The organism is Halopolyspora algeriensis (assembly GCF_003337235.1).
GTDB lineage: Bacteria > Actinomycetota > Actinomycetes > Mycobacteriales > Pseudonocardiaceae > Haloactinomyces > Haloactinomyces algeriensis.
The window spans coordinates 48,588-63,284 of record NZ_QPJC01000005.1 but is presented as its reverse complement, the minus strand read 5'-3'; the positions used below and the strand labels follow the sequence as shown (position 1 = coordinate 63,284).

Annotated in this window: 16 protein-coding genes; 13 read left to right on the top strand and 3 right to left on the bottom strand. The window is 68.5% G+C overall.

The genetic code is table 11. The features are described 5' to 3' along the window. Positions 1-60: 60 nt before the first annotated feature. Positions 61-2,091, top strand: a complete 2,031-nt coding sequence (thrS, locus tag DFQ14_RS09940) for a threonine--tRNA ligase (RefSeq protein WP_114452933.1) — start codon at positions 61-63, stop codon at positions 2,089-2,091. 77 nt (positions 2,092-2,168) lie between these two features. Next, complete coding sequence (locus tag DFQ14_RS09935; protein WP_114453093.1) at positions 2,169-2,735, top strand: HIT family protein; 567 nt, start codon at positions 2,169-2,171, stop codon at positions 2,733-2,735. A gap of 78 nt (positions 2,736-2,813) precedes the next feature. Here the strand turns inward: DFQ14_RS09935 and DFQ14_RS09930 are convergent, their stop codons facing one another. Beyond that, on the bottom strand, positions 2,814-3,353 hold the full coding sequence (locus DFQ14_RS09930; RefSeq protein WP_114452932.1) for a YceI family protein: 540 nt from the start codon (positions 3,351-3,353) through the stop codon (positions 2,814-2,816). Between the two features lie 237 nt (positions 3,354-3,590). Between DFQ14_RS09930 and pgsA the strand changes: the two genes are divergently transcribed. Next, complete coding sequence (gene pgsA, locus DFQ14_RS09925) at positions 3,591-4,199, top strand: phosphatidylinositol phosphate synthase (RefSeq protein ID WP_114452931.1); 609 nt, start codon at positions 3,591-3,593, stop codon at positions 4,197-4,199. Between the two features lie 139 nt (positions 4,200-4,338). Next, the gene (locus DFQ14_RS09920) at positions 4,339-4,539 is read left to right on the top strand and encodes a hypothetical protein (RefSeq protein ID WP_141921325.1); all 201 of its coding nucleotides are present in this window, start codon (positions 4,339-4,341) and stop codon (positions 4,537-4,539) included. An 87-nt stretch (positions 4,540-4,626) separates the two neighbouring features. Here DFQ14_RS09920 and DFQ14_RS09915 read toward each other — a convergent pair whose 3' ends face one another. Beyond that, positions 4,627-6,747 carry an elongation factor G-like protein EF-G2 gene (locus tag DFQ14_RS09915; RefSeq protein WP_114453092.1) on the bottom strand — a complete coding sequence of 707 codons (2,121 nt, stop codon included), beginning with the start codon at positions 6,745-6,747 and terminating at the stop codon, positions 4,627-4,629. A gap of 337 nt (positions 6,748-7,084) precedes the next feature. Here DFQ14_RS09915 and pdxS point away from each other — a divergent pair, with 337 nt between their 5' ends. Beyond that, positions 7,085-8,008 carry a pyridoxal 5'-phosphate synthase lyase subunit PdxS gene (pdxS, locus tag DFQ14_RS09910; RefSeq protein WP_114452929.1) on the top strand — a complete coding sequence of 308 codons (924 nt, stop codon included), beginning with the start codon at positions 7,085-7,087 and terminating at the stop codon, positions 8,006-8,008. A 168-nt stretch (positions 8,009-8,176) separates the two neighbouring features. Here pdxS and DFQ14_RS09905 read toward each other — a convergent pair whose 3' ends face one another. Next, the gene (locus tag DFQ14_RS09905; protein WP_114452928.1) at positions 8,177-8,752 is read right to left on the bottom strand and encodes a helix-turn-helix domain-containing protein; all 576 of its coding nucleotides are present in this window, start codon (positions 8,750-8,752) and stop codon (positions 8,177-8,179) included. A 143-nt stretch (positions 8,753-8,895) separates the two neighbouring features. On the opposite strand from DFQ14_RS09905, the gene DFQ14_RS09900 reads away from it, so the two are divergent. From DFQ14_RS09900 to yajC, 8 genes are all read left to right on the top strand, one after another. After that, entirely contained in the window at positions 8,896-9,594 is a 699-nt protein-coding gene (locus DFQ14_RS09900; RefSeq protein ID WP_257233626.1) for an AzlC family ABC transporter permease, read from the top strand. Further along, positions 9,591-9,899, top strand: coding sequence for an AzlD domain-containing protein (locus DFQ14_RS09895; protein WP_114452927.1), 309 nt, complete (start codon positions 9,591-9,593; stop codon positions 9,897-9,899). Before DFQ14_RS09900 ends, DFQ14_RS09895 begins: the two co-directional genes overlap by 4 nt. A 46-nt stretch (positions 9,900-9,945) precedes the next feature. Continuing rightward, a complete protein-coding gene (gene pdxT, locus DFQ14_RS09890; protein WP_114453090.1) occupies positions 9,946-10,662 on the top strand; it encodes a pyridoxal 5'-phosphate synthase glutaminase subunit PdxT in 717 nt (238 codons plus the stop codon). A gap of 52 nt (positions 10,663-10,714) precedes the next feature. Continuing rightward, positions 10,715-11,464, top strand: a complete 750-nt coding sequence (locus DFQ14_RS09885; RefSeq protein ID WP_114452926.1) for a YebC/PmpR family DNA-binding transcriptional regulator — start codon at positions 10,715-10,717, stop codon at positions 11,462-11,464. A gap of 173 nt (positions 11,465-11,637) precedes the next feature. Then, entirely contained in the window at positions 11,638-12,231 is a 594-nt protein-coding gene (gene ruvC / locus DFQ14_RS09880) for a crossover junction endodeoxyribonuclease RuvC (protein WP_114452925.1), read from the top strand. After that, positions 12,228-12,833 (top strand): Holliday junction branch migration protein RuvA, encoded by a 606-nt coding sequence (ruvA, locus tag DFQ14_RS09875; RefSeq protein WP_114452924.1) that lies wholly within the window; start codon positions 12,228-12,230, stop codon positions 12,831-12,833. Before ruvC ends, ruvA begins: the two co-directional genes overlap by 4 nt. Positions 12,834-12,893: 60 nt before the next feature. Continuing rightward, complete coding sequence (gene ruvB, locus DFQ14_RS09870) at positions 12,894-13,967, top strand: Holliday junction branch migration DNA helicase RuvB (RefSeq protein WP_114452923.1); 1,074 nt, start codon at positions 12,894-12,896, stop codon at positions 13,965-13,967. Between the two features lie 151 nt (positions 13,968-14,118). Beyond that, positions 14,119-14,508: a preprotein translocase subunit YajC gene (gene yajC / locus DFQ14_RS09865; protein ID WP_114452922.1), complete on the top strand. Its 390-nt coding sequence runs from the start codon at positions 14,119-14,121 to the stop codon at positions 14,506-14,508. Positions 14,509-14,697: the final 189 nt, after the last annotated feature.

The window sequence follows — 14,697 nt, the reverse complement described above, 5'->3', positions numbered from 1 at the left end:
ATGTCCACGCAGGCATCAGTGCAGGCATCAAGCCCAGATCAGTTTCGTCGAGGAGTGACCGTGTCCGTATCGCCGCCCGAAGCCCAGCAAGCCTTCCGGGTGAAGGTCCCGGCAGGCACTACGGCCGGCGACGCCGTCCGCGAGGCCGGGTTGCCGTCCCAGGGCGAGGGGGCCGTCGTCGTGGTTCGCGACGCCGATGGTGCGTTGCGTGACCTTTCCTGGGCACCGGATTCCGAGGTCGAGGTGAAGGCCGTTCCCGCCCACTCCGAGGAAGGTCGCAGTGTGATTCGGCACTCGGCCGCGCACGTGCTCGCACAGGCGGTGCAGGACCTGTTCACCGACGCCAAGCTGGGTATCGGCCCGCCCGTCACCGATGGCTTCTACTACGACTTCGACGTGGCACGGCCGTTCACACCCGAGGACCTGCAGGCGCTCGAGAAGCGCATGAAGCAGATTCTCAAATCCGGCCAGAAGTTCTCCCGCCGCAGGCTCGGCTCCGTCGAGGAGGCCCGGGCCGAGCTGGCCGACGAGCCGTACAAGCTGGAGCTGGTCAGCCTCAAGTCCGGTTCCGAGGAGGTCGACACCAGCGAGGTCATGGAGGTCGGCGAGGGCGAGCTGACCGTCTACGACAACATCGACCGCCACGGCGAGACCGTCTGGGGCGACCTGTGCCGCGGCCCGCACGTGCCGCACACCCGCTTCATCCCCGCGTTCAAGCTGATGCGCACCGCCGCCGCCTACTGGCGCGGTGACCAGAACAACCGGCAGCTGCAGCGCATCTACGGCACGGCATGGGAGTCGAAGGAGCAGCTCGACGCACACCTGGAGTGGCTGGCCGAGGCCGAGCGCCGCGACCACCGCCGCATCGGGGCCGAGCTGGACCTGTTCTCCTTCCCCGAGGAGATCGGCTCCGGACTGCCGGTGTTCCACCCCAAGGGCGGTGTCATCCGTCGTGAGCTGGAGGATTACTCGCGGCGCAGGCACGCGGAAGCCGGCTACGAGTTCGTCAACTCGCCGCACATCACCAAGGGCGGGCTGTTCGAGACCTCCGGTCACCTGCCTTACTACGCGGACACGATGTTCCCGCCGTTGGCCTTCGAGGGTGAGGACTACTACCTCAAGGCCATGAACTGCCCGATGCACAACCTGATCTTCCGGTCGCGCGGCAGGTCCTATCGTGAGCTGCCGTTGCGGTTGTTCGAGTTCGGCACCGTGTACCGGTACGAGAAGTCCGGTGTGGTGCACGGGCTCACCAGGGTCCGCGGGTTGTCCATGGACGACTCGCACATCTACTGCACCAAGGAGCAGATGCCGGGCGAGCTGCGGTCGCTGCTGTGGTTCGTGCTCGACCTGCTGGCCGACTACGGACTGAGCGACTTCTACCTCGAGCTGTCCACGCGGGACGACTCGCCGAAGTTCATCGGCGAGGAGCAGGAGTGGGAGGACGCGACCGAGACGCTGCGCCGGGCTGCGGAGGACTCCGGGCTCGAGCTGGTGCCCGACCCCGGCGGCGCGGCGTACTACGGGCCGAAGATCTCCGTGCAGGCCAAGGACGCGCTCGGGCGGTCGTGGCAGATGTCCACCATCCAGCTCGACTTCAACCAGCCGAAGCGGTTCGGGCTGGAGTACACCGCCTCCGACGGGTCCAAGCAGCAGCCGGTGATGATCCACCGCGCGCTGTTCGGCTCCATCGAGCGGTTCTTCGGCGTGCTCACCGAGCACTACGCAGGTGCCTTCCCGGCCTGGCTGGCGCCGGTGCAGGCCGTGGGGATCCCGATCGCCGACGAGCACGACGAGCACCTGCAGCAGGTGGCCCGGGCGTTGCGGGCGAAAGGCGTGCGCGTCGAGGTCGACAGCAGCGACGACCGGATGCAGAAGAAGATCCGCAACCACACCACGCAGAAGGTGCCGTTCCTGTTGCTGGCCGGCGGTAAGGACGTCGAGGCCGGTGCGGTGTCGTTCCGGTTCCGGGACGGCACGCAGATCAACGGCGTGGCGACCGACCGCGCGGTGGAGGCGCTGACCCGATGGGTCGGCCGCCGGGAAAACGCCTCGCCGACGGCGGAGACCTTCGAGGCGGAGCTGGCGTGACGGATCGGTACGACTCGGGACCCGATTCGGGAGAGACGCTTTCGGACAGTGCGCAGCAAGCGGCCCCCGGGGCGGACATTCCGGCCGCGGGTGGTGGCGAGCTCTCCGAGCAGCAGGGCATCGGCGTTCCCGATGCGTTGCAGCGCCTGTGGACACCGCACCGCATGTCCTACATCCAGGGTGAGAACAAGCCGGAAGGGGAAAACAGCGACGGCTGCCCCTTCTGCCGCCTGCTCGAAGGGCAGCAGTCCGACGACGAGACGCTCATCGTGGCCCGCGACGAGCAGGTTTTCGCGGTGCTCAACCTGTACCCGTACAACCCCGGCCATCTCATGGTGCTGCCGTATCGCCACGTGGCCGACTACACCGATCTGACGGCACCGGAAACCGTTGCGGTGGCCGAGTTCACGCAGCGGGCCATGCGCGTGATCCGGAGCGTCTCGGCGCCGCACGGATTCAACATCGGCCTCAACCAGGGGCCGGTCGCCGGTGCCGGCATCGCCGCACACCTGCACCAGCATGTGGTTCCGCGCTGGGGCGGCGACTCGAACTTCATGCCGGTGATCGGCCACACCCGGGTGCTGCCGCAGTTGCTGGGTGACACTCGCCGGCTGCTCGCCGACGCGTGGCAACGACTGGAATAGCCTCGGAAACAGCAAACGCCCCGGCTGCTTTCGGTGGAGTTCCGCAAAGCAGCCGGGGCGCTCGCTCGTCCGGCGCGGTCAGCCGCGCAGCGTGGCCTCGATGTCGAGTGTGATCGTGACCTTCTCGCCGAGCATGGCACCGCCCTCGGGGCCGACGCCGAAGTCGGTGCGCTTGATGGTCGTGCTTGCCGAGAGGCCGAGCAGCTTGCCGCCCTGGCCGTCGTCGGTGAAGCCACCGAGTTCGGTGGCCAGGGAGACCGGCTTGGTCACTCCGTGCAGAGTCAACTCACCGTCGATGATCCAGTCGTCGCCGTCGGGGCGGATGGCGGTGGAGCGGAACGTCAGCGTCGGGTGGTTGTCGACGTCGAGGAAGTCGGCGTTGCGCACGTGGGCATCACGGTCGCTCTGGCCGGTGTTGATCGAGGCGGCGTCGATGGTCGCGGTCACCGAGGACTCCAGCGGGTTCTCGGCGGTGACGATCTGACCCTCGAACTTGTCGAAGCGGCCCCGCGACTTGCCGACCCCCATGTGGCGCAGTGTGAACGCGAGCTCGGAGTGTACTGCGTCGATGTCCCACGTTCCGGTGACGTAATCGGGAATCTGGGTGGTAGCGGTCATCAGGGACCTCCTTGCGGATCGATGTCTTTCCGGCGGGGAGAACCACGTTGAAATTTCAACCATTCCCGCTGTTGCTCCCGCTGTGCCGAAGGCCACTGCAGGAGGTGTGCGCGCGAGCACGTGAACATGGTTCGCAGGACCGCATCCGGGGCTGTGATCTCCGGCGGCTAGGCTGCTGCCACGGGTACGGACGGTGTTACAGCACAGACGGTGTACGGGTGACGGGCGCTTCGCACGATGCTCAACGTTTTCGCACGAACTGCTTTTTCGCGGGTCAGCGATCCGATCGGTGCGTGGTTGGTACGGCGTGGGCTGTCCCCGAACGCCGTGACGGTGGTCGGAACGGTGGCCAGTGTCGCCACGGCGCTGTGGTTCTTTCCCCGAGGGTGTCTGTTCGTCGGCACCGTGGTGGTCACGTTCTTTCTGCTGTTCGACCTGCTCGACGGGGCCATGGCTCGGGCGGGCGGAAAGGCCAGCGAGTTCGGCGCGGTCCTCGACGCCAGTTGTGACCGTATCGCCGACGGTGTCCTGTTCGGTTCGTTGATGTGGTGGGCCCTGGTGGTTGCCGACCACCCCGTGCGGGGGCTGGGCCTGCTGATCTGCCTGGTGAGCGCCCAGGTGATCTCCTATGTGAAGGCTCGGGCCGAGGCGCACGGTCTCCGCGCCGACGGGGGGATGGCCGAGCGTGCGCAACGGTTCGTCCTCGTGCTCACGGGGGTGGGCCTGCACGGCCTGGGCGTGCCTTACGTGCTCGATATCGCCGTGTGGGCGTTGGTGGTGCTCTCGATCCTCACCATCGGCCAGCGCCTGCGTGCCGTCCAGCTCGCGAGCCGCACACCGGGGTGAGCCGGAGAGACGACACTCTCGGGGCCTCTCCACATCCACAAGCTGTGACTGTGGCCTGCCGGTCCAGGGATGCGTCGGCGGACAGGAACACCTGATCGTGTCATGGCGAACTGGTGTTCGAGTGTCGAGAATGAAAGACATGAAACCAGAGTTGGCTCTTCTCCGGACGGATCCCTGCGAGTCGGACCCCGCCGAAATGTCGAGTGTGCGGACACCGGCAGCCTGCTCGGACGACGAGCTTCTCGCGGAAGTCCGCGAGTGCGAGGCGGTGGTGCGCCGGGCTTTGGCGGAGCAGTATGCCCTGATGGCCGAAGTCGAGCGTCGTGGCCTGTACGGCTAGGCAAGCCACACTGTCGGTCGGGAGCGACTGGGCTTTCGACGGGTCACCTCGTCGACTTCCCGGATCGGGCAGCTTTCGCGAGTCCGCTCAGCCGGGCATCGGGTCGTAGTGGTTGAAGGCGCGGGTGAAGCTGGCGCTGCCCGAGCTGAGCGAGCGCACATTGACCGCGTAGCGGGCGAGTTCGCCGGCGGGCACGTGCGCGCGCACAACGGTCCAGCCGACATCCTCCGGCTCGGTGCCGACGACTTTGCCGCGGCGGCTGGACAGATCGCCCAGCACCGCCCCGAGATGTTCGTCCGGGATGTGTACGGCCACCTCGTCCACCGGCTCCAAAGTGACCAGGCCCGCCTGCTCGGCGGCTGCTTTCAGAGCCAGCGCCCCGGCCGTCTGGAAGGCCGCGTCGGAGGAGTCGACGCTGTGCGTCTTGCCGTCCACCAGCGTCACCCGCACGTCCGCGATGGGGCATCCGGCGTCCAGGCCCTTGTCGAGTTGCTGCCGCACACCCTTTTCCACGCTGGAGACGAACGGGCGAGGAATCGCCCCGCCGACGATCCGGTCGGCGAATTCCACCCCCGAACCCCGGGGCAACGGCTCCACCTCGATATCGCATACGGCGTACTGACCGTGCCCACCGGACTGCTTGACGTGGCGGCCGTGACCCCGGGCCGGGCCGGCAAAGGTCTGACGCAGCGGTACCCGCACCGGTTCGGTACCGACCTCGGCACCTCCCTCGCGCAGGCGCTGCAGGACCACATCGGCGTGTGCCTCGCCCATGCACCACAGCACCGTCTGATGTGTCTCGGTGGCCCGGTCCAGCCGCAGCGCGGGATCGGTGGCGATGAGCCGGTTCAGGTTGCGGGCCAGCGCGTCGTCATCGCTGCGGGTGCGGGCGACGACCGCGATCGGCAGCAGTGGCTCCGGCATCGGCCACGGCGCCAGCAGCAGCGGGTCGGCCGGATCGGAGACGGTGTCGCCGGTCTCGGCCGAGGCGAGCTTGGTCACCGCGCACACGTCGCCCGCGACACAGCGCGGTACGTCACGCAGGTTCGCCCCCAGCGGGGAGTAGAGGTGGGCGACGCGCTCGTTCTCGTCGTGATCGGGGTGGCCCCGCTCGGCCATGCCGTGCCCGGACACGTGCACCGGCCGTTCCGGCAGCATCGTGCCGGAGAAGACCCGCAGCAGCGAGACACGCCCGACATAGGAATCGACCGAGGTGTGCACCACCTCGGCGGCGAGCGTACCTGTGGGATCGGGCGGCAGGATTCGCGGATTCCGGCCCTGCGGGTCGGTGAACTCCACCGGTGCGTGCTCCAGCGGCGAGGGAAATCCGCGGACGATCCCGTCCAGGAGGGCACTCAGGCCGAGCCCCGTCTCGGAACACACCGACAGGACCGGATGCAGACCACCGCGGGCCACGGCCGACTCCAGGTCCCGGATGAGCGTGTCCTCCTCGATCACCTCGCCCGCGAGGTAGCTGTCCATCAGGGTCTCGTCCTCGCTCTCGGCGATGATGCCCTCGATGAGTTCGTCGCGGGCCGTGTCGAGCCGCTCCCGCATGCGTTCCCCGTCCGCGGCGGCACTCGTGTCCGCGGGAGCGTCCTCGGCGCTGCCGGTCAGCACTCCGAGCAGGCCCTGCGCCCCACCGTCCGCACGGGAAGTGCCGCCCTCGTGTGGCAGATACAGCGGCAGGACGCCCGCTCCGAAGGCCTCCTGGCACGCCGCGATCGCGGCATCGACATCCGCACGGGGTTGATCGAGACGGGAGAGCACCACGGCCCGGGGCATGGCCACGCGTGCGCACTCGTGCCAGAGGGTTCGCGTGGCGGCATCGATGCCCTCGGCGGCGGCGATGACGAACAGGGCCGCATCCGCCGCGCGCAGCCCGGCCCGGACCTCACCGATGAAGTCGGCATATCCGGGGGTGTCGATCAGGTTGATCTTGGTGGTGTCGTGCTGCAGCGGCGCCACCCCGATGCAGACCGACCGCTGTTGCTCGATCGCCGCGGGCTCGTGGTCGCAGACCGTGGTGCCCTCGGTGACCGAGCCACGCCTGCCGGTTGTCGCCGTGGCCGCAAGCAGTGCTTCGACCAGGGTGGTCTTGCCCGAAGCGGAAGGGCCGACGAGTGCGACATTGCGAATGGCGGTCGGGTCCGCGGGAGCCGGTGCCGCGTGGTTTCCGCCGCCGTTGCTGCTGTGCTTGCTGCCCATGAGTGCCCCCGACCCGGTCCCGCTGTCCACCAGGATTGTGCCACCGATCACACACCGCTCGGGCGAGTCGTGCAAGAGCGTTCCTCGCCGGAAGTGGGCAAGTGTTCCCGGTGAGGCCGGTGCGGACCGTGCTCGATGCCCAAGTGGCCTACTCGAAAACCCCCGCAGTGGACCGTGGGAAAGGGCCACTTCGCTCGTAAGCTGGTCATGCGGCAGAGATGCGCTGCTCTGCTCGGCAGCGCCGATGCCCGCGATCTCGATGACTGCGCCACCAGTGCGCTACCGGTGACTGCGTCGCCAGTGACCGGCTACCGATGACGGAGAGGAAAGGTCGAACGTGACTACCGGCCCCACCCCAGCCAACAACACCGCCCGCGGCGCTGTGACCGGCACCGATGGGGTGAAACGCGGCATGGCCGAGATGCTCAAGGGCGGAGTGATCATGGATGTGGTGACTCCGCAGCAGGCCGCGATCGCCGAAGAAGCCGGCGCTGTGGCCGTGATGGCTCTGGAGCGGGTGCCCGCCGACATCCGGTCACAGGGTGGTGTGGCGCGCATGTCGGATCCGGACATGATCGAGCGCATCGTGGAGTCCGTGTCGATCCCGGTGATGGCCAAGGCCCGCATCGGGCATTTCGTCGAGGCCCAGGTGCTGCAGTCGGTCGGTGTCGACTACATCGACGAGTCCGAGGTGCTCACGCCCGCCGACGAGGCCAACCACATCGACAAGTGGCCGTTCACCGTGCCGTTCGTGTGCGGCGCCACCAATCTCGGTGAGGCGCTGCGGCGCATCTCCGAAGGTGCGGCCATGATCCGCTCCAAGGGTGAGGCGGGCACCGGTAACGTCGTCGAGGCCACCCGGCACATGCGCCGGATCCGCGCGGAGATGCGGCAGTTGTCGGTGCTGGAAAGCGACGAGTTGTATGCGGCGGCCAAGGAGCACCGGGTGCCGGTGGAGCTCGTGCGGGAGGTTGCCGAAACGGGCAAGCTGCCGGTCGTGCTGTTCACCGCCGGCGGTATCGCCACCCCGGCCGATGCGGCGATGATGCGCAGGCTCGGAGCCGAGGGCGTGTTCGTGGGGTCCGGGATCTTCAAGTCCGGCGACCCGGCGCGCCGTGCCGAGGCCATCGTCAAGGCCACCACCTTCTACGACGACCCGGACGTGGTCGCCAAGGTCTCGCGCGGACTCGGTGAGGCCATGGTCGGGATCAACGTCGAGGATCTGCCGGAGGGGCAGCACTACGCCCAACGCGGATGGTGATTCAGCGCGGCCGGTGATGCGAGCGGGCGTTCGCGGGCGACATGTTCGTCCGGGCGCCCGCTGCTCGGCTCGGGAATCGCGCGGTCGGGTCGTCGGTCAGTTCGCCGAGCGGAGTTCGCCCTTCGCCTGGTGGCCGTTCGATCCGGCAGGAATGAAGTCCGAGCGGGCTCAGGCGTGCTCCATGACCAGGACGGCCGTGGTGCCGGGCTCCAGCGCCTCGTACAGGTGCGGCACGTTGCCGGAGAAGGAGACGTAGTCGCCCGGGCCGAGTTCGACGGGGTTCTCCTCCGGACCGGTGCGCATCCTTCCCGCGGTGACGATCGTGTGCTCGACGGTCCCGGGAAGGTGTGCCGTGGCATGCCGGACGCCTCCGGGTTCCAGCGTCAGCAGGTGCAGATCCCGCCGCGCGCCCGAGGGGCATGCCGAAAGCAACGCTGCGGCGAACGGGGACTGCTCCGACCGGACCAGAGACGCCTGACCGGAGCGGATGACCCGCACCTGGGGCGTGGGTGGATCGACGAGCCTGCTGAAGGGAACGCCGAGTGCCACTCCCAGCGCCCACAGGGTCTCGATACTGGGGTTGCCGCTGCCGGCCTCGAGCTGGGACAGGGTCGACTTGGCCACCCCGGCTCGTTTGGCCAGTTCGGACAGGGACACCCCGGCGCGGTCGCGCTCCCGGCGTAGCGACTCGGCGATGATGTCCAGCGGGGCGGATCTGCCGGGATCCGCGTCGGCTTCGCTCATCACTGCTCGACCATCGTTCGGTTTAGCGATCAATTCGTTCGACTTGACGAACGATCCTGTGCTGTTCAGAATAGTGAACCATGGGTTCGTCAAACCGAACACATGGGGGCTTGGACGGTGCTTTCCTGGGGAAAGTGCTGTCGATGGGAACGGCGCTGGCCGTCGTCGGCTGTTCGCTCGGCGCCATCGCGGTGGGCAAGGGAGTTCCGCTGTGGCTGGTGACTCTCATGGGGCTGCTGGTGTTCGCGGGCGGTTCCGAATTCATGGCGGTCGGCCTGATCTCCGCGGGTGCGGCACCGGTCACTGCGGTCGTGGGTGGCCTGATGCTCAACGCCCGACACTTCCCGTTCGGTCTGGCGGTCGGCGACGTGCTGGGGCGCAGCCGGCTCGCCCGGCTGTTCGGCAGCCACATCATGGTCGACGAGGCGGTCGCGTTCGCGCTGGCCGAGCAGGAGCCGCAGCGCAGGAGACGTGCCTACTGGATCGCCGGGCTCACCGTGTACGGCGTCTGGGCTCCCTCGATTCTTCTCGGCGGGTTGCTCGGCGGGCAGATCGGCGATCCGGCCACTTTCGGGCTCGACGCGGCCCTGCCCGCCGCGCTGCTGGCACTGGTGATGCCCTCGCTGCGGGACCGTCCGACCCTGCGCGCCGTCGTGATCGGCGCGGTCATCGCGGTGGTGGCCACGCCGGTACTGCCGGAAGGGCTGCCCGTGATGGCCGCTCTGCTCGGCGTGGCCGCCGCCCTGCCGACACCGAAACGGACATCGAAAGCCGGGACATCGAAGACCGGGGAGCCGACGACCGTGCAGCCGGCGGAGACCTCGGGGAGGGGGAATTCGTGACCCTCGGTGTGGTGTTGATGCTGGCGGCCGGCACCTACGCACTACGAGCGGCCGGGCCGCTGTTGCGGGGTCGGGTGCGGTTGTCCGAGCGGTGGGAGCGACTGCTGTCGATCGCCGCGATCACCTTGCTCGGTGCTTTCGTGGTGACCAGTGCCCTGATCGAGTCCGGTGATTTCGCAGGATGGGCGCGCGTGTCCGGAGTTGCCGTCGGCGGCGTGCTGGCATGGTGTCGAGCTCCCTTCGTCGTCGTCGTGCTCGCGGCGGCTGCGACCACCGGGTGCCTGCGCCTCCTCCTGCCGGGATGAACCCACCGTGCACCGTCGAGTCGGGTGGATCCGGGACAATGGTGGTGTGACCACGACTCGACCGGTAATCGGTGTGCTCGCTCTGCAGGGAGGTGTGGCCGAGCACCTGGCGGCGTTGGAGCGCGGTGGTGCGGTGCCCAGACCCGTCCGCCGCCCGGAGGAACTCGCCGGCGTGCACGGTCTCGTCCTGCCCGGTGGCGAGTCCACGACAATGACACGCCTGCTCGACGGTTTCGAACTCTTCGAACCGGTCCGCCGGCGCCTGGCGGCCGGGATGCCCGCATACGGATCGTGCGCGGGTATGGTGCTGCTGGGCAGTCGGGTTCTCGACGACCACCGGGGCCGGGGCGGTGCCGACAGCGCCACTCCGGCTGTCGGCGTTCGGCCCCTGGCAGCGCTCGATGTCGTGGTGCGGCGCAACGCTTTCGGCAGGCAGGCGGACTCGTTCGAGGCCGATCTGGACGTCGAGGGGATCGACGGCGGCCCGGTGCACGCCGTGTTCATTCGGGCTCCCCTGGTCGAGAAGGTCGGCTCGGACGTGCAGGTGCTGGCCACCGTGGAACCGGTGGGGCAGGGCCCGGCGGAGCCGGGCGGGCGAGAGCCGCACCGGCCCGACCCGGACGGCGCACCGGCGGAGGCATCCGTCGGTACGATCGTCGCGGTGCGGCAGGGGCCGGTGCTCGCCACCGCCTTCCATCCGGAACTGGTCGGCGGCGACGAGCGTGTGCACCGCCAATTCGTGCAGATGGTCCGCGCGTGCTGAGGTCACTCACCTGTGGCGCGGAGTCGTGCGGTCGTAGAAAGACGGAGGAGAGATGAGCGGCCACTCCAAGTGGGCCACCACCAAACACAAGAAGGCCGCCCTCGATGCCAAGCGCGGCAAGCTTTTCGCGAAGCTGATCAAAAACGTCGAGGTTGCCGCGCGCACCGGCGGGGGAGACCCGGAAGCGAACCCGACTCTGTACGACGCCATGCAGAAGGCGCGCAAGAATTCGGTGCCGCAGGACAACATCGAACGGGCGCGCAGGCGTGGGGCCGGCGAGGAAGCCGGTGGCTCCGACTGGCAGACGGTGATGTACGAGGGGTACGCACCGAACGGTGTCGCCGTGCTGATCGAGTGCCTGACCGACAACCGCAACCGCGCGAGCAGTGAGGTACGCACCGCGATGAACCGCCACGGCGGTTCCATGGCCGACGCGGGGTCGGTGGCCTACCTGTTCACCCGCCGTGGTGTGGTGATCCTGCCGAAGAACGGGCTGAGCGAGGAGGACGTGCTCGGTGCCGTGCTCGATGCGGGTGCCGAGGAGATCAACGACCTCGGCGAGAGCTACGAGGTGTTGTCCGAGCCGGGCAACCTCGTCGACGTGCGCAAGGCACTGCAGGCCGAGGGTATCGAGTACGACTCGGCGGACACCAATTTCCTGGCCTCGGTCAACGTGCCGCTGGACGCCGAGGGGGCGCGCAAGCTGTTCAAGCTCATCGACGCGCTGGAGGATTGCGACGACGTGCAGAACGTCTTCGCGAACTTCGACGTGAGCGATGACGTCATGGCCGAGGTCGGCTGAGGTCGGTCGCATACCACCGGTTGCCTGCTCGGGAGTCGATCCCGAGCAGGCTCTCGGAGAGAGTGCCTGCGCGGCGGCTCCCGGTCGCAAGGCGTGTCGATGCAGGCATGTGATCGCCGGGCCGATAGGGTTCGAACGAATGTTCACGAACTCCGGCGGGAGGGAACGGCGGCGTGCGCGTACTCGGAGTCGATCCCGGGCTGACCCGGTGCGGGGTCGGCGTGATCGAGAGCGGCCGGGCACACGAGGTGACGTGCCTGGCGGTGGGCGTCGTGCGTACTCCCGCAGGCAGTGAGCTGCCCGCCAGGCTGATGACGGTGGCCGACACGGTCGAGCAGTGGATGCACACGCACCAGCCCGACGTCGTCGCCATCGAGCGGGTCTTCAGTCAGCAGAACGTGCGCACCGTGATGGGGACCGCCCAGGTGTCCGGCGTCGTCGCGCTCGCGGCGGCACGCCGGGACGTGCCCGTCGCCTTCCACACGCCCAGCGCGGTCAAGGCGGCGATCAGCGGATCGGGCACCGCGAACAAGAAGCAGGTCACCGCGATGATCACGAAGATCCTCGGACTCGAGTCCCCGCCCAGGCCCGCCGATGCCGCGGATGCCCTGGCGCTGGCGGTGTGCCACCTGTGGCGCTCCCCGATGGCCGGGCGTCTCGCCGAGGCCGAAGCCAAGGCCGCCGAACTGGCGCGTCACCATCGTGCACGATTGAAAGAGGCGGGGCGGTCCCGCTCGGCCCGGCAAGCAGGAGGATCGTCACGATGATCGCATCGGTCCGGGGCACCGTCCTCTCGGTCAGCTTGGACCACGCCGTGGTCGAAGTCGGCGGGGTGGGCTTCGCGGTGTACGCGACGCCGGCGACCCTGGCCGGTCTGCGTCGCGGCGAGGAGACGCACCTGGCGACGTCGCTGGTGGTCCGCGAGGACTCGTTGACGCTGTACGGCTTTGCCACGGCGGAGGCACAGGAGCTGTTCGGCCTGTTGCAGAGCGCCTCCGGAGTCGGGCCGAGGCTGGCGCTGGCCACGCTCGCGGTCCTGGACCCGGAACAACTGCGCCACGCGCTCGCCGATGGCAATCTGACCTTGCTCACCCAGGTTCCCGGCATCGGCAAGAAGAGCGCCGAACGGTTGACCCTGGAACTGCGGGACAAGGTCGGTGCGCCTGGCGGATCCGTCCCGGAGAACGGACAGATCGGTGCTGCAGGCGGCGGGCGGCTGCGCTCGGAGGTGTGCGATGCCCTCGTCGGACTGGGCTTCTCCGCCAAGCAGGCCGAACAGAGCGTGGAATCGGTACTGGCCGCGGACGGGACGGAAACCGACACCTCGGCGGTACTGCGGAAGGCTCTGGCGAAGCTGGGGCCGCAATGACGGACGTGAGTGTCGCGGGGCCGCGCTCGTGCCGCTGCGAACGACGGTACTGGTGACGAGATGCACGACGATTCGCCCGCAACGGGCGCGGGAGACGGCGCGGACGTGACGCTGTCGCCGCACCAGGTGTCCTCCGAGCAGGACGTCGAGAACAGCCTGCGACCGCGCAAGCTCGACGACTTCGTCGGCCAGCCCAGAGTCCGCGAGCAGCTGCAACTCGTCCTGCACGGCGCGCTCGGGCGCGGCGAGCAGCCCGACCACGTGCTGTTCTCCGGGCCTCCGGGGCTGGGAAAGACGAGCCTGGCCATGATCATCGCGGCCGAGCTGGGAGCTGCCATCCGGGTGACCTCGGGACCCGCGCTGGAGCGTCCGGGTGACCTCGCCGCAATGCTGTCCAACCTCACCGAAGGCGACGTGCTGTTCATCGACGAGATCCACCGCATCGCTCGTCCGGCCGAGGAAATGCTCTATCTGGCGATGGAGGACTACCGCGTCGACGTCGTCGTCGGCAAGGGGCCCGGTGCGACCAGTATCCCGCTGGAGATCGCACCGTTCACCCTGGTGGGGGCGACCACACGTTCCGGTTCGCTGACCGGCCCGCTCCGGGACCGGTTCGGTTTCACCGCGCACATGGAGTTCTACGCCCCTTCCGAGCTCGAAGAGGTCATCCGGCGCTCGGCGGGCATTCTGCACGTGGACCTGCGCGACGACGGGGCGCGGGAGATCGCGCGGCGTTGCCGGGGAACTCCGCGCATCGCCAACCGCCTGTTGCGCCGCGTCCGCGACTATGCCGAGGTCCGGGCCGACGGCGTGGTCACCCTGGAGGTCGCACGGGCCGCGCTCGAGGTTTACGACGTCGACGAGTTCGGCCTCGACCGCCTCGATCGTGCCGTGCTCGGCGCTCTGGTGCGTTCGTTCAACGGAGGCCCGGTCGGCATCTCGACGTTGGCGGTGGCCGTGGGCGAGGAACCCACCACGGTCGAGGAGGTGTGTGAGCCGTACCTGGTCAGGGCGGGAATGCTCGCACGGACCCCGCGAGGCCGGGTGGCCACCGTGGCCGCCTGGCACCATCTCGGTGCCGTGCCACCGCCCGACACCCCCGGTGAAGCCACCCCGAGTCTGTTCGACGCGTGATCGTCGGTAGTAGGGTTCCCGCCACTGCCGGTGAAGCTGGCACACTGTTGGTGAAACATCCGAACAATCCGGACGTCGGATGGCTCGGCGAAGCCGGGGCCGTGGAGCCGCGGTTTTCGCATACATGACGGCGTCCGCCGGACGGAGCACGATGGAACAGCTGATTTTTCCCATTCTTCTCATCGGCATCGCCCTGATGCTGTTCTTCCAGATCCGCAAGCAGAAGCGGTCGATGCAGGAGCAGCAGAAGCTGCAGAACTCGCTGGTCGAGGGTGATCGCGTCATGACCACCTCCGGCCTGTTCGGCACCATCGTGGAAACCTCGGACGATTCCATCGAACTGGAGATCGCACCGGGTGTGACCACGACTTGGCTGCGCCAGGCCATTCGCGAGAAGGCGAACACGGCAGGCGATGCCGAGGACGCCTCCGCCGACGAGGACCACGACCCGGCGGCCGACGAGGCCGTGAACGGCGACGCCTCGGCTGAGCAGGCGGAACGGCAGGACACGGAATCGGTCGAGAAGCAGAAGGCCAACTGAGGCTTCCGCATGCGGGCGGCGAGTGACCACAGCGTTGCGGTCGTCACCGGGCTGCGGGCACGTTCGCTCGCCGCGTGATCAATGTCGGCCATGCAGGCACCGGGCATGCCGTGCGAGGCAGGCATGTCCCGGTGGCTTCGCATGCCGCTTCTTTCGGCGCCGTAGCGGCGGTGAGGATTGTCGGCGAGA